The following is a 20576-nucleotide window of genomic DNA, read 5'->3' as shown; positions in this document are numbered from 1 at the left end:
CACCCCATGGATTCATTTCCACTCGGCCGCTTTTCGGTGTCCCGCGTCGGCTTCGGCGCGATGCAACTGCCCGGGCCCGGCGTGCTCGGGCCCCCCGCGCGATCACGACGAGGCGGTGGCCGTCCTGCGGCGGGCTGTCGAACTCGCCGTCGACCACATCGACACCGCCCAGTTCTACGGTCCCGACGTCGCCAACGAGCTCATCCGGGAGGCGCTGCATCCGTACCCGGAGAACCTGGCGCTGGTCAGCAAGGTGGGCGGTCGGCGCGATGAAGCCGGCGCCTGGCTACCGCTGTCCGATCCCGCAGACTTGCGCCGAGACATCGAAGCCAATTTGCGCACCCTCGGCGTTGACCAACTTGCCGCGGTCAACTTGCGGTTATTCGAGAGCGAAGCGCCGGATCAGCTGTTCGAAGACCAGCTTTCGGTCATGATCGCAGCCCGCGACGAAGGGTTGATCGGCGGGATCGGGCTCAGCGAAATCACCCGTGAGCACCTGCTGCACGCCTTGGAGCGCACCGAGATCGTCTGTGTGCAAAACGCTTTCAACCTGGTGCACCGCGCGTCGGTGCCCGTACTGGACGAATGCACGGCGCGCGGCATCGCCTTCGTACCGTTCTTTCCACTGGGAGCGGCGTTTACCGGACCCAATAATCCGGTGCTCGGCCACGAGTTGGTGCGAAGCGCCGCTGAACGACTCGGGCGCACGCCGGCGCAGGTCGCGTTGGCCTGGACGTTGAGCGTGGCACCCAACGTCCTGCTGATTCCGGGGACCTCGTCGGTATCACACCTGGAGGAGAACCTGGCCGCGAGCACCGTCGAGCTCGACGACGAGACCCGCGAACGGCTGAACGCCGTCGCTGCGTAATGTCACCACGGGTCCGTTCCGCGATCGGTGCCGATGCCGCCGCGTGCGCCGAGATCTATCGCCCGTATGTGCTGGATACCGTGATCACCTTTGAGACCGAACCGCCGACGGTGCAGGAGATGGCGGCCCGTATTGCCGCCGCCGGGGTGACGCACGAATGGCTGGTGCTCGAGGTCGACGGAGATGTCGCCGGTTACGCCTATGCGCACCAATTCAATTCGCGGGCCGCGTATCAGTGGTCGGTGGAGACGAGCATCTACATGGCGCGGGACCGCCTGCGCCTGGGCGGTGGACGGATGCTGTACGCCGAATTGCTGAGCTGGCTTGCCACACGCGGCTTCCGGCGGGCGTTCGCCGGCATCGCCCAACCCAACGAGGCCAGCAATACGTTCCACGAGGCCCTCGGCTTCCGGCCGGTGGGCCGCTATCAGCGGGTCGGATGGAAGCTCGGGGCGTGGCACGACGTTCAGTGGTGGCAGCTCGACTTGGTTGTCCCCGATGACGAGGTCGACCCGCCGGCCGAGATCGCTACTTGAGCTCGGCCGACGACAGGCCCAGCAATCGACGCGCGACCACCAGCTGCTGAATCTGCTGAGTGCCCTCGAAAATGTCCAGGATCTTGGAGTCGCGTCCCCACTTCTCCAGCATCGACTGCTCGGAATAGCCTGTGGTGCCTGCCATTTCGACCGCCTTGAGGGTGACGTCGCTGGCCATCCGGCCGGCCTTGGCCTTGCTCATCGACGCTTCTTTGGAGTTGGGGATGTTGTTGTCGGCCTGCCATGCCGCACGCACCGTCAGCAGATAGCTGGCCTCCCAATCGGCCTCCATCCGCAAAAACTCTGCGGCAGCGGCGCTTTGGGCGTGCGACGGTTTGTCGTATGAGATTTCCACGCCGGCGTCGGTGAGGATCTTGCGGATTTCCTCCAGGGCGGCGCGCCCGATCCCGATGGCCATGCCGGCCACGATCGGCCGGGTGTTGTCGAAGGTCTCCATCACCCCGGAAAAGCCCTTGCCGACTTCGATTTCGGGATTGCCCAGCAGGTTTTCCTTTGGAATGCGGGCGTTGTCGAAGCGGATCACGGCGGTATCGGAACCCTTGATGCCGAGCTTCTTCTCGAGGCGTTCGACGGTGACTCCGGGGTGCTCGCGCGGCACGATGAACGACTTGATCGCTGGCCGGCCCACCGATTTGTCCAGCGTGGCCCACACCACGATGTGGGTGGCGCGCGATCCGGCGGTGACGAAGATCTTCTCGCCGTTGATCACGTACTCGTCGCCGTCCAGCTTGGCCGTGGTCGACACCGCCGCCGAGTCCGAGCCGAATCCCGGCTCGGTGATGGCCATCGCGGCCCACACCTTGCCCAAGCGTTCCAGCTGTTCATCGGTGGCGACCGCGGAGAGGGCCGCGTTGCCCAGCCCCTGGTACGGGACGGACAGCATCATCGCGACGTCACCCCAGCACGCCTCGATCGTCTGCACGAGCGCGGCCATATTGGCGCCGTTCTCGTTCTTTTCCTTGCGTTCACCCTCGTCGCGCAACGCGTCGGCTCCGGCGAAGGGCAATGACTCGGCGGCCCCCTCGAACAGATTGATCAGGGTGTCGAGTTCGACCGGGTAGGCGTGTTCCTTCAGGTCGTATTTGCGTGCGATTGGCCGCATGAACTCCGCGGCGCCCTGATGGGTCTTGACGATCACCGCTTGCAGCTTGCGCGGTAGCTCCAGATTGATTGCCATGATTGATCTTTCAGCTCGTATCAGGTCAGGATTCAGATAAGAACCACGCCCTCGGCGACGCCGATGGCCCGCAGGTCGCGGTACCAGCGTTCGACCGGGTGTTCTTTGGTGTAGCCGTGGCCGCCGAGCAATTGCACGCCGTCCAAACCGATTTGCATGCCCTTGTCGGTGCCGAGGCGCTTGGCCAGTGCGGCTTCGCGGGTGAACGCGAGGCCTTGTTCGGCGCGCGCAGCGCCGCGCCAGGTGATCAGCCGCAACCCGTCCAACTCGATGGCGATGTTGGCGCACATGAACGCCACGGCCTGACGGCGGGCGATCGGCTCGCCGAATGCCTGACGCTCTTTCACGTACGGGACGACGTAGTCGAGCACCGCGTGCGAGGTGCCTACGGCCAGCGCCGCCCAGCCCAGCCGGGACAACGCGATCGCCTCGGAATAGTCGGCGTCGGTGGCCTCGTCCTCGCCCAGCCGGGCATGCAGCGGCACCGTCACCCCGGACAGCTCCACCTGGCCCAGGGCCGCGGCGCGAATCCCCATGCTCGGGTCCGCCTTGACGGTCAGGCCTTTCGCGGACGACTCGACGATGAACAGCGCCGGCTTGCCGTTCAGTTGCGCGCCGACGATGAACAGTTCGGCGTCGATCGCGGCCGGCACCAAGGACTTGACCCCGTCGAGCCGGTATCCGCTGGGGGTGCGTGTCGCGGTGGTCGCCAGGCGGGTGGGGTCGAACAGCGGGTGCGGTTCGGCGATGGCGACGCAGGCCTGCGGGACATTCTCGCCGGCGAACTCGTTCAGGTACGTGGCCTGCTGGTCGGCGCTGCCCCAGTGTGTCAGCGCGGAGGCGACGCCGCCGGGGGCCAGAATCGGCAGCGCCAGACCCATGTCGCCGTAGGCCAGCGCCTCGGCCACCAGCACGTTGGTCACGCTGGAGCGGTGCGCGGCGATACCGTCGAAATCCTCGGGGATGTTGATCGCGGTGATACCCAACTCGGCGGCCTTGGCGATCAGATCCTGCGGGTAGGTCGCCGCCTCGTCGGCGTCGTGCGCCGCGGGCCGCAAGACCTCCTTGGCGAATTCGTCGAGGGTCTCGATGATCAGCTTCTGGTCGTCATCGGGCGTCAGGTCGAAGTAGTCCTTACCGCTGGACTTCAGCCGGGTCGGTCCGCCGCGGAGGCTCTGCACCCGCTTGTATTGACGGCCGGTGGCGGCGGCAGTGGAGAATATCGTCTTCGTGCCGTAGCGCAGGGTCCGGTTGAGCGGATCGCGCAGATGGTATCTGTCCAGGAAGTCCTGGCCGACGATCGGCGCCAGCACCGCCAGCGCGATGTCGATCCCGGTCCGTTTGTGCGGCTGCATCCCGACGCCGGTCTCGCGACCGCGCCGCTTGCGGCGGCGGGATGGATGCTTCGAACTGGTGACGGTATCGGTCATGTCGGCGGCCTCGGTCGTTGGGGCGATGCGGATGACGCCTATCTTACTCCGGAGTAAGATAGGTTGAGTCTGTCCTGTTAGTTATGTCACACCGATCCGGCGTCCAGCCTGCTCAGCACGTCTTGATGAAGTAGGCCGTTGGTTGCGACGGCGCTGCCGCCGTGCGGGCCGGGCGCGCCGTCCAGGCTGGTGAACTGTCCGCCGGCCTCGCGCACCAGGATGTCCAGCGCCGCCAGGTCCCACACCGACACTTCCGGTTCGGCGGCGATGTCGACGGCCCCCTCGGCCACCAGGCAATAGGACAGAAAGTCGCCGTAGGCGCGCACCCGCCACGCGGCATCGGTCAGCGCGATGAAGCGCTCGCGCGAGCCGCGCTGCGCCCACCCCGACAAGCTCGAGAACGACAGGCTGGCCGAACCCAGCTCGGCCACGGCGGACACCGACAGCCGGCGTCCCTGACCGCCGTCGACCGCCGCGAACGCGCCCTGACCTCGCGCCGCCCACCATCGGCGTTGCAGCGCCGGCGCGCTCACCACACCGACCGACGGGACCCCGTCTTCGAGCAGCGCGATCAAGCTGGCCCACACGGGAACCCCGCGCACGAAATTCTTGGTGCCGTCGATCGGGTCGATGATCCACTGCCGACCGCTGAAAGTGGTTGTGCCGCCGAACTCTTCACCTAGGATGCTGTCGTCCGGCCGCTCACGCCCGAGCACCTGACGCGCGTCGGCTTCGACCGCCCGATCGGCGTCGGTTACCGGGGTCAGATCCGGTTTGGTGTCGATCCTCAGGTCGAGCGCGCCGAACCGGGTGCGAGTCAGCGCGTCTGCGCGGTCGGCCAGCGTCAGCGCCAGCATCAGATCGTCGTGACTCATTCAGATTTGCGGCGTGGAAGCCCCTGGCTTTAGCCGGGGAGGAAGTGCCGCTTCCTTCCTTTCGTCTGGTTGTCGGTGGTGCTGCCTAGGTTGTTAGTGTGGGCAGGTTTCGGTTGCTTCCCAGTGTTGAGCAGGCGGCGGTGTTGGTCGAGCACTGTCGTCATGCTCGGTTTGTGTGGAATCTTGCCGTGGAGCAGCAGCGGCACTGGCAGCCGGGTCGCCACGCGCCTGGGTACAACGAGCAATCTGCCCAGCTGACCGCGGCCCGAGCCGAATACGCCTGGCTGGCAGCAGGGCCGCAGACCGTGCAGCAGCAAGCGTTGCGGGACTTCGCCCAAGCGCTGCGCGACTTTTTCCACGGCAGCCACCGTCGCCCGACGTGGCGCAAGGCCGGCAGGCATGAAGGATTCCGGCAGGTCGGAGTCAAACCGCGCCACATCCAACGGCTGAACCGCCGCTACGGGCAGGTCTGGATACCCAAGGTCGGATGGGTGCGCTTCCCCTGGACCCGCGCCATCGCCGACACCGTGAAGTCCTACCGAGTGACTCTTTATCGCTCTGGGCGCTGGCACATCGCTTTTGCCGCCATCCCCGACCCCATCGCGGGCCCCGGTGATGGCAGCGTGGTGGGTGTTGATCGCGGCGTGGCGGTCTCGGTGGCGCTGTCCAGCGGGGAGTTGATGTATGTTCCTGGTCTTCGCGCCGGCGAAACCCAGCGGCTGCGCCGCTTGCAGCAGCGTTTGGCTTGGGCGCAGCGCGGATCTGCTCGGCGTGCACGAACCAGGCTGGCCATTGCGAAGTTGCGTGCCCGTGAGACAGATCGCCGCCGTGACTGGGTGGAAAAGACCACCACCGAGGTGGCGCGCCGCTTCGACACCATCCGCGTCGAGGACTTGAAGGTGCGTGCGATGACCCGCTCGGCGCGTGGGACACGTGAACACCCGGGCACCCGGGTCGCGCAGAAACGGGGCCTCAACCGCCAGATCAGCCGCCAAGGGTGGGGACTGCTGGTGGCCCGGCTGCAGCACAAGGCCTCGGGACGGCTGGAATTCGTCCCGGCGGCGTATACGTCGCAACGATGCTCTTACTGCGGGCACATCGCGCCCGAAAACCGCAAGAGCCAAGCGGTTTTCCAGTGCGTCGCCTGCAGTGCCGGGCCGTGCAACGCCGATGTCAACGCCGCACGCAACATCGCCGCCGGACGGGCGGCGACAGCACGGGGAGACCTCGGCGCTAGCCGGTCTGCGAACCGTGAACCTCAACCTTGCTCTCCTGCCGCCTAGGTGAGACGGGGTTGGAATCCACCGGCTTAATCCGGTGGAGGACGTCAATCAGCAGTCCTACCATGGCTGGGTGTGGGAATTTGGTGTGCTGTTCCTGTTGCTGGCGGTTCTGGGGGTGCTGCTCGCCCAGCGGTTCATCCATCGCGGCCCGCGCGGCGACCTGGCCAGCGGGACGCTGCTGGTGACCGGGGTCAGCCCGCGACCGGACGCCGGCGGTGAGCAATTCGTCACCATCGCCGGTGTCATTAATGGGCCCACCGTCAATGAGCACGCGGTGTATCAGCGGATGGCGGTCAACGTCGACCAATGGCCGACCGTGGGCCAACTGATGCCGGTGGTGTATTCGCCGAAGAATCCGGACAACTGGACGTTCGCGCCGTCTGAGCCAACCAGCTAGGCGGGCCGCATTGACTCGCCGGTCAGCCAAAGGGCAAGTAGCTGTCCGGCTCCGGGCCGAAACTGAAGTGGCGGCCGGTGATTTCGGATGGGATCACCCGTATGTAGTGATCTTTCTGCGTCGCTGTCCATGGAAATAATTCGGCACGTTCGGCTTTCTGGATCTCGTCGTCGGTATTCAGCACTTGGGCATGACCCTTCACAATCACACTCCAGCCTTCGGCGACGTTGTGGTCGTCGGCCTCGAAAGCCACTTTGCCGTTTGTCACGGCTATGAACAATTTGGTTCCCTCGCCTGTTCGAAACAGCACAGTGCGGTCTTGCACGACAAAGTTGACCGGGAAGATCTCGGGCTCACCGCCAATACTGGTAACCAATCGGCCCAGCGAGGCGCTCTCCAGTCGACTCCAACTCTCGTCTTCGGATAAAACGATAACTGGCTCATCAGCCACGGAAATCAACCTTTCTCGGGCATGTGACGGATCTGTAAGACGTTATCCAGCGGCCGCCTTGGCGTGGGCGCGGGAGGGCTTTCCATTGGCGGTGCTGTGCCGACGCGGATCAAGACTTGTGGCTCGCCCCGCCGGCCGATCAGACCGCCGACGATGTCGCGGCTCTCCGCGGATTCGATGAGATGGGTCAACGTGCACGTCGCCATACCCGCCACGGTGCACTCGACGAGGACGGTCGACAGCACCTCGCCGCACCTCAACACGTCGACCCGCGTGTCGTCAGGAGTTGACAGCACAAGGATCTTCGAGCAGTCCGCATCCATCTCGGGTCGTCGATCCTGGCGGCTCCTGATCGGGAACTCCCGGGCGATATCGACTCGGTGGCGTTCAGCAACTGATAGCAGGGCACTCGGCGGCACACCTTGGGTCAGCGCGAATGACGAAGTCCACCATTGGAGTTCGACGTGATATGACGGGTCGTCACGGCGAAATGCCTCGGAGAGCTGCGACGCCTCCACAAGGCAAGGCCGTTGATCATCCGATAAGACGTCAAGCATCGCAACGTCTTCGTCGAACCTGCTGCGCAGGACGGGCTCGAACCACTGCCAGTCCGCGGGAGCGCCGAATGGAAGGCGATCGGTGCGGCGCTGCAGCATCGCCCGGACACGGTCTCGCTGTGCTTCGGTGACGTGATCGATGGGGCTGAATTCGACGGTGGCGAGGTGGCTGGGATCGTTCGGGTTGGGAAACCGCGAAATACTCGTTTGATACTGCGCCGCCGTCATCGCGATGCGAAGGTGGTCGAGCACAGCACCACAACTGAGGATCGCTTCGCGGCCCGAATGGTCTGTGGCCGGCACCGTTCGGCGGCGATCGACAAACAGGTGCAGAGTGCTTTTTTCGGGGTTGACCTCTGCGACCCAGCGCCAGGGCTGACTGTTATGCACCGACGGTGCCCGGCACGCTAGCAGGACCGCCTTCTTCAGGACGTTTATCTGCACGATAATCAAGCTAACGGGGCTCGGCGCGGGCTCGGTAGGGCCCTTCGTCCCCTCAACCAAACCCCTTGTGTCACTTTTTCTTCGGTGGGGCGGGAAGCGTTACCGCGCCAACATCAATCCTCTGTTGCAGTTGCCCGGGGGGAGAAGGGCTTGCTTTGACGTTGTCAGCTGGCATGCTGATGACATGGCAGGCAAGGAAATCGATCCGATCCGGGCGAAGAGTGCGCTCGCGGTGATCAAGCAGAACCCCGGGATAGCGCTCTTTGCGGTGTCGCCGGCGCTCATCCTGTTGGGTGTCATCTGGTGGCTCGCCGGCGTCGGCTGGGCTATCGCTGCGGCCGTGGTGCTGGTGCTCCTCGGCGGAGCCGCCGTCGTCCTGAAACGCTAACGCCTTCAAATGCGTTCGTGGTGGGGCTGGGGTGCCGTCGAGGATGCCCTGTCCGAGCAGGAGACGCGGGCCCTTCAGGCACGGGTCGCCGCGTTATTGCCCGGCCATGACTTGACCGACCACCGTCCACCGAACCCCGACGAGCTCGGGTTGGCGGCGCCGCGGATCACCCCGCCGCCGTCGCTAGCCACGCTGTGTTCGACCGACCCCACTGACCGAGCCGGCCACGCGCGCGGCAAGGCGTTTCGCGACGTCGTGCGCAACCTGAAGGGCGACCTCGACCGCGTCCCGGACCTGATCGTCCGGCCGCGCCGCGAACAGGACGTGGTCGACGTGCTCGACTGGTGCACGCGTGAGGGGATTCCCGTGATTCCCTACGGTGGCGGCAGCTCGGTGGTCGGCGGTGTCGAGCCGCGGTTCGACGGGCCGGCGGTCACCGTGGACGTCTCCGTGATGAGCTCGGTCCTGGAAATCGACCGGGTAAGCCGGGCCGCGCGGATTCAGGCCGGGGCGCTCGGGCCGTGGATCGAGCAACAGTTGCGCCCACACGATCTGACGTTGCGGCACTTCCCGCAATCCTTCGCCTTCTCCAGCCTCGGCGGCTGGCTGGCCACCCGCGCCGGTGGTCACTTCGCCACCCTCTACACCCACATCGACGACCTGACCGAATCCTTGCGGGTTGTCACCCCGTCCGGGGTCAGCGAGTCGCGCCGATTACCGGGATCCGGTGCCGGCCCGTCCCCGGACCGGCTGTTCGTCGGCTCCGAGGGTACGCTCGGCATCATCACCGAGGCGTGGATGCGGTTGCAAAACCGCCCGCGATGGCAGGTCACGGCTTCGGTGGCGTTCGACGACTGGGCGGTCGCGGTTGGGGCGACGCGGGCGATCGCGCAGTCCGGGCTCTACCCGGCGAATTGCCGGTTGCTGGACCCGGCCGAGGCGTTCCTGAATGCCAGCACCGCGGTCAGCGGCGGGCTACTGGTACTTGCCTTCGAATCGGCGGACCATCCGATAGATCCGTGGCTGGACCGGGCCGTCGAGATCGCCGCCGAACACGGAGGTACCGTGACCGCCCGCCGTAGCCGCGAAACCGGAAGCGACTCAACGGAAACCAACGATGCGTCGCAGAATTGGCGCTCGGCTTTCCTGCGCATGCCCTATCAGCGCGACGCCCTCGCGCGCCGCGGCGTCATCGCTGAGACGTTCGAAACCGCTTGTCCCTGGGATGGATTCGACGAACTGCACACGGCGGTGACCGAGGCCGCGCGCACGGCGATCGAGCGGGTCTGCGGGGCCGGCGTGATGACCTGCCGGTTCACCCACGTCTACCCCGACGGCCCGGCCCCGTACTACGGCATCTACGCGAGCGGACGCTGGGGCTCGCTCGACGCGCAGTGGGACGACATCAAAGCCGCTGTGTCCGAGGCGATCAGCACGACCGGCGGCACCATCACCCATCACCATGCGGTCGGTCGCGACCACCGTCCCTGGTATGACCGGCAGCGCCCAGACCCGTTCGCGGCGGCCTTCCGCGCGGCCAAGTCCGCGCTGGACCCGGCGGGCATTCTCAATCCCGGGGTGCTGGTCGACCCGTGATCAGCCGTGGCTTATATGCAGCAACTTCGCCAGGCTCGGCAGCTTGACGCGAGGCCGCCCGTGCGGCTCACCGGCCTCGCGTTCGAAGCGGTCGATCAGCTCCCAGTGAGCCGAGGTGACCAGCTTGGGCTGGCGCAAAGCCAGCCAGTCGGCCAACTGATCGGCATGATCTTCGGGTAATTCCGCGATTCCTCCGAGTTCTTTAGAAGCGGCCAGATCTGCCAGCAGCGTGTCGACGGTGTCCTGTGAGTCCTTCTTGTTGGTCCCGATCACCCCGGTCGGACCGCGCTTGATCCAGCCGACGACGTACTCGTTGCGGCTGCCCTGCACCCGGCCCCCGGTGTTCGGAATGGTCGCGCTCTTGTCGTCGAACGGCAGCCCGGGAGTGGGCAAGCCGCGGTAACCGACCGACCGCACGACCAGCTGAACCGGCAGTTCTTCGCGTTCGCCGGTGTCTCGGGCCGTCACCCGCCCGCTGTCGTCGGTGACCAGTTCGTTGCGACCGAGCACGATTGCTTCCACCTTGCCGTCGCCCTTGATCTCGATCGGCGATGTCAGGAACCGGAACACCATGCGGCGATGTCCGGGGCGGGGTTCGCGGCCCGCATAGTCGCGCAGCACCTTGATGTTCTGCTTGCACACCTTGCCCACCGCGGCGGCGTCCTCGTCCGTGATGCCCTCAAGTTGGGCGGGATCGACGATCACGTCGACCCGCTCGAGGTCGGCCAGCTCGCGCAGCTCGAGCGTGGTGAACGCGGTCTGCAGCGGCCCGCGCCGGCCGAGGATCACCACTTCCTCCACCCCGCGGGGGAGCAGCGATTCCAACGCGTGATCGGCGATATCGGTGGCCGCGAGCGCGCCGGGGTCGGTGATCAGGATGCGCGCGACGTCGAGCGCGACGTTCCCGTTGCCGATCACAACGGCCCGGGCGCCCGACAGATCAGGCGCCATCTGCTCGAAGTTGGGATGCGCGTTGTACCAGCCCACGAAATCGACCGCGGCCACGCTGCCCGACAGTTCCTCACCGGGGATGTTCAGCGCGCGGTCGGACTGCGCCCCGACCGCGTAAATCACGGCGTCGTAGCGCTCGGCGAGTTCGCGGGGCTCGACGTGTTCGCCGACGACCACGTTGCCGAAGAAGCGGAAACGGGGGTGCTCGGCGGTCTTCTCGAATTGTTTGCTGATCGACTTGATCTTGGGGTGATCGGGAGCGACGCCGGAGCGGACCAGGCCCCACGGTGTCGGCAGCATTTCCAGCACGTCGACGGCCACTTCGATCTCGGCCGCATTGAGCAGAGATGCCGCGGCAAAGTATCCCGACGGCCCGGAGCCGACGATGGCGACATGGTACGGACGCATACTCCAGCCTTCTGTTTCGTGCCCGGCTGCGGCGCGAGGGGGCTGAGTACGGGCTGGGCGTCGCAGTCGCGGGGTGCACTGATGGTCTTCTGATGCTAAACGTTGGTGCCGGTAACGTGGTCGCCTGTGGAACCTGACCGTCAAGCCGACATCGCCGCCCTTGACTCCACCCTGACCACGGTGGAGCGGGTGCTCGACGTCGACGGTCTGCGCAGCCGCATCGAGAAGCTGGAGCATGAGGCGTCCGACCCGCAACTGTGGGCCGACCAGGCCAACGCGCAACGGGTGACCAGTGAGCTATCCCACACCCAGGGCGAGCTGCGCCGGATCGAGGAGTTGCGCCAGCGCCTCACCGACCTGCCGGTGCTCTATGAGCTTGCGGCCGAGGAGGGCGAAGGCGCTGCCAGCGGAATTGAAGCGCATGCGGAGGCCGACGCCGAGCTCAAGGCGCTGCGCGCCGACATCGAAGCCGCCGAGGTGCGCACCCTGCTGGCGGGCGAGTACGACGCGCGCGAGGCGCTGGTCACCATCCGTTCCGGTGCCGGCGGAGTGGACGCCGCCGACTGGGCCGAGATGCTGATGCGGATGTACATCCGATGGGCCGAGCAGCACAAGTACGGCGTCGAGGTGTTCGACACCTCCTATGCAGAAGAAGCCGGGATCAAAAGCGCCACCTTCGCCATACACGCACCGTTTGCCTACGGCACGCTGTCGGTCGAACAGGGAACCCATCGGTTGGTGCGGATCAGCCCGTTCGACAACCAGAGCCGGCGCCAGACGTCGTTTGCCGAAGTCGAGGTGCTTCCGGTGGTGGAGACCACCGATCACATCGACATCCCGGAAGGCGATGTGCGCGTGGACGTCTACCGTTCCAGCGGGCCGGGCGGTCAGTCGGTGAACACCACCGACTCAGCGGTTCGTTTAACCCACATCCCAACGGGTATCGTCGTGACTTGTCAGAACGAGAAGTCGCAATTGCAGAACAAAGTTTCGGCAATGCGGGTGCTCCAAGCAAAGTTGTTGGAGCGCAAGCGTTTAGAAGAACGCGCTGAGCTGGACGCCTTGAAAGGCGAAGGCGGCAGCTCGTGGGGCAACCAGATGCGCTCCTACGTACTACACCCGTATCAGATGGTCAAAGATCTGCGAACCGAGTACGAGGTGGGCAATCCCGCCGCCGTCCTGGACGGAGACATCGACGGGTTCCTGGAAGCGGGGATCCGGTGGCGCAACCGAAAAGATGACGACTAACACAACTCTTCTTGCAATCTCGATGGCGCAGCGCTGGCATGATTTCTGGCGCGGCGAAATAGGTGAATGGGTCATCACCCGGGGCCTGCGGATCGTCATGCTGCTGATCGCGGCGGTGCTGGCGGTTCGGTTCGTCACCTGGGTGGCCCAGCAGGTGACCCGGCAGCTCGACGAAGGTTTCGCCGAAAGCGACGCCTTGGTTCGGTCGGAGGCGACCAAGCACCGGCAGGCCGTGGCGTCGGTGATCCAGTGGGTGTCGATCGTCATCATCGCCATCTGGGTGATCGTTGAGATCGGCGGTGTCCTGCAGTTCTCGGTGGGTGGGCTGATCGCGCCGGCCACTGTGCTGGGTGCGGCGCTCGGCTTCGGTGCTCAGCAACTGGTCAAGGACCTGCTCTCGGGGTTTTTCATCATCGTCGAGAAGCAGTACGGCTTCGGCGACCTGGTCTCGTTGACCGTTTCGGGGATCGCTGCCGAGGCGCGCGGCACCGTCGAGGACGTGACGTTGCGGGTGACCAGGCTGCGTTCCTCGGAGGGCGAGTTGTTCACGATCCCCAACGGTCAGATCGTCAAGACGATCAACTTGTCCAAGGACTGGGCACGCGCGGTGGTGGACATCCCGGTGTCGACCAGCGCTGACCTCAACCGCGTCAACGAGGTGCTGCACCAGGAGTGCGAACACGCGCTCGACGATCCGGTGCTGGGGGAGTTGCTTCTCGACGCGCCCACGGTGATGGGGATCGAAAGCATCGAAGTCGACACCGTCACCCTGCGTGTGGTGGCCCGCACGCTGCCCGGCAAGCAGTTCGAGGCGGGCCGGCAGTTGCGTGTGATCGTGATCCGGGGACTCGAGCGCGCCGGCATCTTCACCACGGCCGACCCGACGATCGCCGTCGTTGACGATCCCGCCGTGCCCGCTACCCAGGCCGCCGAAGAGGCGAATGAAGAGGCGCATGAAGCAACCCCGGGTTCGGTGCGTCAGCGGTGAAGTTCACCCTGAACCCCCTCGAGAAGCGCAGCGACGACGACGCGGATCGGAGCTGGCCGCGCCACGTGTTCGGCGGCCGGATCCGCATCTCCACCCTGGTCTTGATCGTGCTGTTCCTGGCGGTTTGGTGGACTTATGACACCTACAAGCCGCAGCCGCCGGCCCACGACGGGCCCCCGGCCACACAGGTGGTGCCACCGGGGTTCGTGCCCGACCCGAACTACACCTGGGTGCCGCGTACCCGCGTACAGCAGCCGCCCGCGGACACGCCCACACCCACACCGACGCCCACGACCACAACGCCGCCCCCGCCCGTGACCACGACCACACCGCCGCCGTTCGTCCTGCCGACGCTGCCGTGCATCCCGCCCTTCTGCACCCCCAGCACAACCCCGACTCCTTCACCGCAGCCGGGACCGGGCCCGGTGCCCACGCCGGTACCACCGGCGAGTTGATCGTCGCGTGCCAGCGAAATTCACGGCTAAACTGGCGTGCCGTGATGATCACCCTGGACCATGTCAGCAAGAAGTACAAAGCGTCGGCGCGTCCGGCGTTGGACGACGTCAACGTCAAAATCGACAAGGGTGAATTCGTTTTCCTGATCGGCCCGTCGGGCTCGGGCAAATCGACGTTCATGCGGCTGCTGTTGGGGGAGGACACGCCGACAGCGGGAGACATTCGGCTCTCGAAGTTCCACGTCAACAAATTGCCTGGTCGCCAGGTACCGAAGTTGCGTCAGGTGATCGGCTGCGTCTTCCAGGATTTTCGGCTGCTGCAGCAAAAGACCGTGTTCGAGAACGTCGCTTTCGCGCTGGAAGTCATCGGCAAACGGCGAGACGCGATCAACCGGGTGGTGCCCGACGTGCTCGAGACGGTCGGCCTGTCCGGTAAGGCCAACCGGCTGCCGCACGAGCTGTCCGGTGGCGAGCAGCAGCGGGTCGCGATCGCCCGGGCGTTCGTCAACCGGCCGCTGGTGCTGCTGGCCGACGAGCCCACCGGCAACCTTGATCCGGACACCAGTAAGGACATCATGGACCTGTTGGAGCGGATCAACCGCACCGGGACGACGGTGCTGATGGCCACCCATGACCACCACATCGTCGACTCGATGCGCCAGCGGGTGGTCGAACTCTCTTTGGGCAGGCTGGTTCGGGACGAACAGCGTGGCGTTTACGGAATGGACCGCTAAGTGCGCTTCGGTTTCCTGCTCAACGAGGTCCTGACCGGTCTGCGTCGCAATGTCACCATGACCGTCGCGATGATCCTGACGACCGCGATCTCGATCGGTCTGTTCGGCGGCGGTCTGCTGGTGGTCCGGTTGGCCGACAACTCGCGGGCCATCTACCTCGACCGCGTCGAGACGCAGGTCTTCCTCACCGATGACGTCTCCGCCAACGATCCGGCCTGCAGCGCCAACCCGTGCAAAGCACTGCGGTCGAAGATCGAAGGGCGAGAAGACGTCAAATCGGTGCGTTTCCTCAACCGTCAGGATGCCTACGACGACGCGATCCGTAAGTTCCCGCAGTACAAGGACGTTGCCGGAAAGGATTCCTTCCCTGCGTCGTTCATCGTGAAGCTGGCAAACCCCGAGCAGCACAAGGAATTTGACGCTGCGATGCAGGGCCAGCCCGGAGTGCTTTCCGTGCTCAATCAAAAGGATTTGATCGACCGCCTGTTCGCTGTGCTGGACGGCCTGAGCAATGTCGCGTTCGCCGTCGCTATGGTCCAGGCCATCGGGGCAATCTTGCTGATTGCCAACATGGTCCAAGTCGCGGCCTACACGCGCCGCACGGAGATTGGCATCATGCGACTTGTCGGTGCCAGCCGCTGGTACACGCAGCTGCCGTTCCTGGTGGAGGCGATGCTGGCGGCGACGATTGGCGTCGTGATCGCCATCATCGGCTTGGTCGCGGTGCGGGCATTCTTCCTGGACAGCGCTCTGAACCAGTTCTACCAAGCGAATTTGATAGCGCGGGTGGACTATGCCGACATCCTTTACATCTCGCCGATTCTGCTGCTGCTCGGCGCGGCGATGGCAGCGCTCACGGCCTATGCAACAGTGCGCATATACGTGCGGCGGTAGCTGTGGCCAACAACACATCTCGAGCGAAGGCTCGCGGGGGCAAACAGATCATCGCCAGCAATCGCAAAGCGCGCCATAACTATTCGATCTTGGAGCAGTACGAGGCCGGCGTGGCGTTGCTTGGCACCGAGGTCAAGAGCCTGCGGGAGGGTCACGCGTCGTTGGTCGATGCCTTCGCCACCGTCGACGATGGCGAAATTTGGTTGCGCAACTTGCACATTCCCGAGTATCAGCATGGCAGCTGGACAAACCATGATCCTCGTCGCAATCGAAAGTTGTTGTTACACCGCAGACAGATCGACACTCTGATCGGCAAGATCCAAGATGGTAACCTCGCCTTGGTGCCGTTGTCTCTGTATTTCTCGGAGGGCAAGGTCAAAGTTGAGCTCGCGCTGGCACGAGGCAAGCGAGCCTATGACAAACGCCAGGACATGGCACGCCGCGACGCCCAGCGTGAAGTTGTTCGGGAGCTGGGCCGCCGAGCGAAAGGTATGAACTGATCGGAGCCGCTTACGCGCAGCTGTCTGCCGTTTCGTACGGCCTCAGCGATTTTGTGGGCGGCGTGGCAGCGCGGCGGATAGCCGCGCTGCGCGTGATGCTGGCGGCGTACCCGGTCGAGGCGGTGTTGCTGGGTGTGCTGGCCCTGTTCGCCGGCGGACCGATTCACGCGGGTGCGGTCTTTTGGGGCTGCATGTACGGCATCGGCCAGGCGTTCGGCATGTGGGCGTTCTACGCGGCGCTGGGCTCCGGCCCGATCTCTGTGGTAGCGCCGTTGGCGGGCGTGCTCAACGCCGCCGTACCCGTGGCGGTCGGCATCGCACTGGGGGAGCGACCGGGCCAAGCGGCCTCGATGGGCGTCGTGCTGGCAATCGTTGCGGTGATGCTGGTCAGCCGCGAAGCCGGGGAAGGGACGGCCGACGGGGCGAACCCCTATCGGTTCACCCCCAAGGTGGCCTGGCTCGGTCTTGGCGGGATCCGCGTTCGGGCTGGACCTGGTGTTCCTGCACCAGGCGCCCCATGAGTGCAAGCTCTGGCCGCTGGTGTTCGCGCGCCTGTCGGCCACGTTGGTGATCACTGCTCTCGCGGCCACGAAGGGCAATCTGAGGCTCCCGCGCGGCAAATCGATGAGGCTTGCGCTGGCCATCGCGCTCCTGGACACCTGCGCGCTCGTGACCCAACTGATAGCCCTGCAGTCGTGGTTGCTCTCGTTGGCCAGCATCATGATCTCCCTGTATCCGGCGGCAACCGTCGTGCTGGCGATGGCGGTGTTGCGGGAACGGGTGACGCGCTGGCAAGGGATCGGCATGGCGATGGCAATGGGTTCTGTCGCGATGATCGCCGCGGGCTGACACCCGCGCGGCCCCTTAATATGATCCCGGCGGCCACAAATCACGTCGGGGGAGATGACGTTGGGTGAAGACGACCCGGTTATTCGGGAGTTGTCCGGTGCGATGGTACACAGCCCCGACGTGATCGAGTTGCGCTTGCATCTGGCTGGCCTGCTGGCCGATCAGGGGCGCTACGCCGAGGCGCTGAGGCATTGCAGCGAGGCGTTGACCCGCGAGGGACGCCGCCGGCGCCGGTTGCGCTCGAAGTCGTCTTCGTTGACGGCATCGGGGGGCGACTCGTCAAGTCGCCGGCATCATCGAGCCCGCCTTCACACCGCATTTATGTGAGACTGCTGCAAAAATCGCGCCAGTACTCGTCGGCGTTGTGCTCAGTGGACGAGGCGCTGCGGCTGAGCCCCACGAACACCGACGCGCTGGTCCTGCGTGGCTCGATCCTGCACGACCTGGGCCGAATCCGGGAATCCAATGCGTCGTACGAGCAGGCGTTGACGCCGGAACCGGGCAACGCGGACGCGCTCAACAACATGGGTGTCAACCGGCTCGCGCGCGGAAGTTCGCACACGCCCTGCGCGGCTTCCTCGGTGCCGCGGGCAGTGACCCGGCGCTAGGAGATCTCGCCCGCAGCAATATCGGCGTGGTGCTGCGCAGAGTGCTGCGATGGGTGACTGTCGCCGCGGCGCTTCTCGGTTTTCTTGTCGCCTTCACCTCTGGGTTGTATAGCGAGGGATAACCGACCGGGGTGCTGCGGGTGCTTACCGGGCTGGTCACGGCGGCACTGATCGCGGCCTTCGGCTGGTTGCTTCGTGCCATCCCTCGCCAGGTGTTGGCTTCAGTGTTGCGGGAGCAGTACTACGCCACGGTCCGCATCGTTCATGCGGTGGCGGCCGTCGCAGCCGGAGCGTGGGTCACCGTCTTCCCCGGGCCGGTGGCGATGGTTCCCGTCGGCGGCATCCTGGCGATCAGCGGTTTGGTTCTTTTCCGGGTCGGCCTCTATATCGGGCGCTGATCGGCTTACTATCCGACCATGGCGACTCGTTCTATCACCACAGTCGACAAGTCCAACGTGTTGCTTGGCCTTTTCGCCGTGTGGGACTCCATCGACGCGCTGCTGGAAGGCTTGCCCGAGAGCGGTTGGCAGGCGGTGACGCCGCTGCCGGGGTGGTGCGTGCGCGCCGTCGTGTCCCACATCATCGGGACCGAGTCGTTCCTTCAGGGCATCGAAGCACCGCAACCAGACATCGAGGTCAAGTCCCTCGAGCACGTGCGCAACGACATCGGAGCGATGAACGAGTGCTGGGTGCGTCATCTGAGCGCGGATCCGGGCCCCAGCGTCCTGGAGCGCTACCGCGCGGTGACCAGCAAGCGCCGCGAGGTCCTGCCGGCTATGTCCGACGACGACTGGAACGCGCCGACCCCGACGCCGGCGGGCATGGACAGTTATGGACGGTTCATGCGAATCCGGGTCTTCGACTGCTGGATGCACGAGCAAGACATCCGGATGGCCTTGCAGCGACCGTCGACCGACGGCGAGCTCACCGGGCCCGCGTCGCAACTGTCCCTCGACGAGATCGCGGCGACCATGGGGTTCGTGGTCGGCAAGCTTGCCCAAGCGCCCGAGGGCTCACGCGTCCAGTTCGACCTGACCGGTCCGCTGACACGCAGCATCCGCGTCAGCGTGGATGGACGCGCCCAGGTGGTCGACGACTTCGGCGCGCAAGAGCCGACGGCGACGATCCGGCTCGACGGCCTGCAGTTCACCAGGCTCGCCGGTGGGCGCCCGATGTGCCCCGCACGCTCGCAGAACGTCGAGCTTGACGGCGATAAGGACCTGGCCGCCCGCATCGTCGAGCGCCTCAACTTCGTGATCTGACGGGAACTTAATTACGTTGCCGGCTGTTGATATCGGCGTACCATGGGTTGTCCTGCCGAAAATCGGCGGGGATGCGAGGGGCTGAAAGGTTTCGACTTCGCGCATCGAATCAAGGGAAGCGTGCCGGTGCAGGCAAGAGACCACCGTAAGCGTCGTTGCAACCAATTAAGCGCCGTTTCAGTACAGCGCGACTACGCTCTCGCTGCCTAAGCGACAGCTAGTCTGTCAGACCGGGAAAGCCCTCGACCCGGACCCTGGCATCAGCTAGAGGGATCAACCGATTAGTTCGGTCGCGGGACTTATCGGGACACTAACAGCGACTGGGATCGTCATCCTGGCTGGTTCGCGTGACCGGGAGATCCGAGCAGAGGCATAGCGAACTGCGCACGGAGAAGCCTTGAGGGAATGCCGTAGGACCCGGGTTCGATTCCCGGCAGCTCCACTCATTTACGCAGGGTCAACGCCCGGGGCCTGGGGACGGCGTTCGTGGAGCTGCCGACAACTGGGCAAATACTGAGCGCCGGTGTCGCCCGCTTGATTAGGCTCGCTCCCGTGACCGCGCACAACGACCGCATGCTGCTGGGCCCCGGCCCTTCGAACCCTTACCCCGAGGCCATGGAGGCACTCGCCCGGCCGGTGCTGGGCCACCTCGACCCGGAATACCTGGCCCTGATGGCCAACATCTCCGCGCAGTTGAAGGCCGTGTTCGGGACCACCAACGAGCTGACCCTGCCGGTCAGCGGCACCGGCTCGGCCGGCATGGAGGCCTGCCTGGTGAGCCTGCTGGCGCCGGGAGAGAAGGCGATCGTCGGGGTGAACGGCTACTTCGGCGAGCGGCTGTGCGAGGTCGCCACCCGGGGCGGCGCCGAGGTGGTGCGGGTGGAGGCGCCTTGGGGCCGAGCGTTGGACCCGCAGGCGCTGCTGGACGCCCAGCGTGCGCACCCGGACGCGCGGCTGCTCGCGGTGATCGCTGCGGAGACCTCCACCGGCGTCCGCAACGACGTCCAGCCGCTGGCCGTCCTGCGGGAGACCGAGACGCTGTTACTGGTGGACGCGGTCACCGCGCTGGGTGGCAACGAGCTGCGGGTGGACGACTGGGGCATCGATGCCTGCTACTCGGCCAGCCAGAAGTGCCTCGGTGCACCGCCCGGGCTGGCCCCGGTGACCTTGTCGCCCCGCGCGGTGGACGTGATGCGCTCCCGCCCCGTGCGCTCGTTCTATCTCGATCTCGGGCTGCTGTACGACTACTACCTGGCGCCCACCCCGAAGTACCACCACACCGCGTCGTCCACGCTCGCCTACGCGCTACACGCCGGACTGGCCCGGCTGCTGGACGAGGGCCGGGAAGCGGTGTGGGCCCGACACGCGGCGGTCGGCGCCCGACTGCAGGAGGCGCTGGGCAAGCGCGGGTTCGGGCTGGTCGCCCAGGCCGGCAACCGGCTCGCCCAGCTCACCGCCACGAGCCTGCCGGATGGGCTTGGGGAGGGCCCGCTGCGCAAGAAGCTGCTCGACGGGTACGGCATCGAGGTCGGCGGCGGGCTCGGCGAGTTCGCTGGCCAGGCCTGGCGGATCGGGCTGATGGGCCACGCTGCCCGGGACCGCTCCGTGGTCGCGCTGCTCGGCGCGGTGGATGATCTGCTCGACTAGTCCGGATAT

The 20576-nt window shown here is 65.6% G+C and carries 22 protein-coding genes, 1 other RNA gene and 2 pseudogenes; 19 read left to right on the top strand and 6 right to left on the bottom strand.

Translation table 11 applies throughout. The annotated features are described in order from the left end of the window. The first annotated feature begins 6 nt into the window (after positions 1-6). Positions 7-868, top strand: a pseudogene (locus ACLP9N_RS37670) (oxidoreductase). Continuing rightward, complete coding sequence (locus tag ACLP9N_RS37665; RefSeq protein ID WP_442412163.1) at positions 868-1404, top strand: GNAT family N-acetyltransferase; 537 nt, start codon at positions 868-870, stop codon at positions 1402-1404. The pseudogene ACLP9N_RS37670 and the gene ACLP9N_RS37665 overlap by 1 nt, the downstream one beginning before the upstream one ends. Here ACLP9N_RS37665 and ACLP9N_RS37660 read toward each other — a convergent pair. The 3 genes from ACLP9N_RS37660 to hisN all read right to left on the bottom strand — a co-directional run bounded on the left by ACLP9N_RS37660 (position 1397) and on the right by hisN (position 4907). Further along, positions 1397-2602 carry an acyl-CoA dehydrogenase family protein gene (locus ACLP9N_RS37660; protein WP_442412162.1) on the bottom strand — a complete coding sequence of 402 codons (1206 nt, stop codon included), beginning with the start codon at positions 2600-2602 and terminating at the stop codon, positions 1397-1399. The two genes, ACLP9N_RS37665 and ACLP9N_RS37660, sit on opposite strands and share 8 nt — an antisense overlap. A 32-nt stretch (positions 2603-2634) precedes the next feature. Then, entirely contained in the window at positions 2635-4032 is a 1398-nt protein-coding gene (locus ACLP9N_RS37655; protein ID WP_442412161.1) for an acyl-CoA dehydrogenase family protein, read from the bottom strand. Positions 4033-4118: 86 nt separating this feature from the next. Next, complete coding sequence (hisN, locus tag ACLP9N_RS37650; RefSeq protein ID WP_442412160.1) at positions 4119-4907, bottom strand: histidinol-phosphatase; 789 nt, start codon at positions 4905-4907, stop codon at positions 4119-4121. Between the two features lie 98 nt (positions 4908-5005). Here hisN and ACLP9N_RS37645 point away from each other — a divergent pair, with 98 nt between their 5' ends. Continuing rightward, positions 5006-6190, top strand: a complete 1185-nt coding sequence (locus ACLP9N_RS37645) for an RNA-guided endonuclease InsQ/TnpB family protein (protein ID WP_442412159.1) — start codon at positions 5006-5008, stop codon at positions 6188-6190. 70 nt (positions 6191-6260) lie between these two features. Further along, positions 6261-6587, top strand: a complete 327-nt coding sequence (locus ACLP9N_RS37640) for a hypothetical protein (RefSeq protein ID WP_442412192.1) — start codon at positions 6261-6263, stop codon at positions 6585-6587. 22 nt (positions 6588-6609) lie between these two features. Here the strand turns inward: ACLP9N_RS37640 and ACLP9N_RS37635 are convergent, their stop codons facing one another. Continuing rightward, positions 6610-7038, bottom strand: a complete 429-nt coding sequence (locus ACLP9N_RS37635; protein ID WP_442412158.1) for a pyridoxamine 5'-phosphate oxidase family protein — start codon at positions 7036-7038, stop codon at positions 6610-6612. Positions 7039-7043: 5 nt separating this feature from the next. Beyond that, on the bottom strand, positions 7044-8039 hold the full coding sequence (locus ACLP9N_RS37630) for an Acg family FMN-binding oxidoreductase (RefSeq protein ID WP_442412157.1): 996 nt from the start codon (positions 8037-8039) through the stop codon (positions 7044-7046). Positions 8040-8223: 184 nt separating this feature from the next. Here ACLP9N_RS37630 and ACLP9N_RS37625 point away from each other — a divergent pair, with 184 nt between their 5' ends. After that, entirely contained in the window at positions 8224-8427 is a 204-nt protein-coding gene (locus tag ACLP9N_RS37625; RefSeq protein ID WP_442412156.1) for a hypothetical protein, read from the top strand. 9 nt (positions 8428-8436) lie between these two features. Further along, the gene (locus ACLP9N_RS37620) at positions 8437-10023 is read left to right on the top strand and encodes an FAD-binding oxidoreductase (protein WP_442412155.1); all 1587 of its coding nucleotides are present in this window, start codon (positions 8437-8439) and stop codon (positions 10021-10023) included. Here the strand turns inward: ACLP9N_RS37620 and ACLP9N_RS37615 are convergent, their stop codons facing one another. Then, positions 10024-11382, bottom strand: coding sequence for an FAD-dependent oxidoreductase (locus ACLP9N_RS37615; RefSeq protein WP_442412154.1), 1359 nt, complete (start codon positions 11380-11382; stop codon positions 10024-10026). A gap of 126 nt (positions 11383-11508) precedes the next feature. Between ACLP9N_RS37615 and prfB the strand changes: the two genes are divergently transcribed. The 13 genes and pseudogenes from prfB to ACLP9N_RS37550 all read left to right on the top strand — a co-directional run bounded on the left by prfB (position 11509) and on the right by ACLP9N_RS37550 (position 20567). After that, positions 11509-12630: a peptide chain release factor 2 gene (gene prfB / locus ACLP9N_RS37610; protein ID WP_442412153.1), complete on the top strand. Its 1122-nt coding sequence runs from the start codon at positions 11509-11511 to the stop codon at positions 12628-12630. Next, positions 12620-13618 (top strand): mechanosensitive ion channel family protein, encoded by a 999-nt coding sequence (locus ACLP9N_RS37605; protein WP_442412152.1) that lies wholly within the window; start codon positions 12620-12622, stop codon positions 13616-13618. The genes prfB and ACLP9N_RS37605 overlap by 11 nt, the downstream gene beginning before the upstream one ends. Beyond that, on the top strand, positions 13615-14073 hold the full coding sequence (locus tag ACLP9N_RS37600; protein ID WP_442412151.1) for a hypothetical protein: 459 nt from the start codon (positions 13615-13617) through the stop codon (positions 14071-14073). The genes ACLP9N_RS37605 and ACLP9N_RS37600 overlap by 4 nt, the downstream gene beginning before the upstream one ends. Positions 14074-14117: 44 nt before the next feature. Continuing rightward, entirely contained in the window at positions 14118-14807 is a 690-nt protein-coding gene (ftsE, locus tag ACLP9N_RS37595; protein ID WP_442412150.1) for a cell division ATP-binding protein FtsE, read from the top strand. After that, the gene (ftsX, locus tag ACLP9N_RS37590) at positions 14808-15701 is read left to right on the top strand and encodes a permease-like cell division protein FtsX (RefSeq protein ID WP_442412149.1); all 894 of its coding nucleotides are present in this window, start codon (positions 14808-14810) and stop codon (positions 15699-15701) included. Positions 15702-15703: 2 nt separating this feature from the next. Further along, positions 15704-16201 (top strand): SsrA-binding protein SmpB, encoded by a 498-nt coding sequence (smpB, locus tag ACLP9N_RS37585; protein ID WP_442412148.1) that lies wholly within the window; start codon positions 15704-15706, stop codon positions 16199-16201. A gap of 92 nt (positions 16202-16293) precedes the next feature. Continuing rightward, positions 16294-17050, top strand: a pseudogene (locus tag ACLP9N_RS37580) (EamA family transporter). A gap of 60 nt (positions 17051-17110) precedes the next feature. Next, a complete protein-coding gene (locus ACLP9N_RS37575) occupies positions 17111-17377 on the top strand; it encodes a hypothetical protein (protein WP_442412147.1) in 267 nt (88 codons plus the stop codon). Further along, positions 17374-17658 carry a tetratricopeptide repeat protein gene (locus ACLP9N_RS37570; protein ID WP_442412146.1) on the top strand — a complete coding sequence of 95 codons (285 nt, stop codon included), beginning with the start codon at positions 17374-17376 and terminating at the stop codon, positions 17656-17658. The genes ACLP9N_RS37575 and ACLP9N_RS37570 overlap by 4 nt, the downstream gene beginning before the upstream one ends. A gap of 131 nt (positions 17659-17789) precedes the next feature. After that, positions 17790-18056, top strand: a complete 267-nt coding sequence (locus ACLP9N_RS37565; RefSeq protein WP_442412145.1) for a hypothetical protein — start codon at positions 17790-17792, stop codon at positions 18054-18056. A gap of 18 nt (positions 18057-18074) precedes the next feature. After that, a complete protein-coding gene (locus ACLP9N_RS37560) occupies positions 18075-18920 on the top strand; it encodes a maleylpyruvate isomerase family mycothiol-dependent enzyme (protein WP_442412144.1) in 846 nt (281 codons plus the stop codon). Positions 18921-18997: 77 nt separating this feature from the next. Next, positions 18998-19365, top strand: a transfer-messenger RNA (tmRNA) gene (gene ssrA / locus ACLP9N_RS37555). Positions 19366-19472: 107 nt separating this feature from the next. Beyond that, positions 19473-20567: a pyridoxal-phosphate-dependent aminotransferase family protein gene (locus ACLP9N_RS37550; protein WP_442412143.1), complete on the top strand. Its 1095-nt coding sequence runs from the start codon at positions 19473-19475 to the stop codon at positions 20565-20567. Positions 20568-20576 lie beyond the last annotated feature (9 nt).

The organism is Mycobacterium sp., assembly GCF_052144515.1.
Classification (GTDB): Bacteria; Actinomycetota; Actinomycetes; order Mycobacteriales; family Mycobacteriaceae; genus Mycobacterium.
This window is presented reverse-complemented; position numbering and strand designations above follow the sequence as displayed.

Excerpts from the sequence above, each read along its gene's own strand:
- ACLP9N_RS37665 (WP_442412163.1), top strand. The coding sequence starts at position 868 with ATGTCACCACGGGTCCGTTCCGCGATCGGTGCCGATGCCGCCGCGTGC.
- ACLP9N_RS37660 (WP_442412162.1), bottom strand. The coding sequence starts at position 2,602 with ATGGCAATCAATCTGGAGCTACCGCGCAAGCTGCAAGCGGTGATCGTC.
- ACLP9N_RS37655 (WP_442412161.1), bottom strand. The coding sequence starts at position 4,032 with ATGACCGATACCGTCACCAGTTCGAAGCATCCATCCCGCCGCCGCAAG.
- hisN (WP_442412160.1), bottom strand. The coding sequence starts at position 4,907 with ATGAGTCACGACGATCTGATGCTGGCGCTGACGCTGGCCGACCGCGCA.
- ACLP9N_RS37625 (WP_442412156.1), top strand. The coding sequence starts at position 8,224 with ATGGCAGGCAAGGAAATCGATCCGATCCGGGCGAAGAGTGCGCTCGCG.
- ACLP9N_RS37620 (WP_442412155.1), top strand. The coding sequence starts at position 8,437 with ATGCGTTCGTGGTGGGGCTGGGGTGCCGTCGAGGATGCCCTGTCCGAG.
- ACLP9N_RS37615 (WP_442412154.1), bottom strand. The coding sequence starts at position 11,382 with ATGCGTCCGTACCATGTCGCCATCGTCGGCTCCGGGCCGTCGGGATAC.
- ACLP9N_RS37605 (WP_442412152.1), top strand. The coding sequence starts at position 12,620 with ATGACGACTAACACAACTCTTCTTGCAATCTCGATGGCGCAGCGCTGG.
- ftsE (WP_442412150.1), top strand. The coding sequence starts at position 14,118 with ATGATCACCCTGGACCATGTCAGCAAGAAGTACAAAGCGTCGGCGCGT.
- ACLP9N_RS37560 (WP_442412144.1), top strand. The coding sequence starts at position 18,075 with ATGGCGACTCGTTCTATCACCACAGTCGACAAGTCCAACGTGTTGCTT.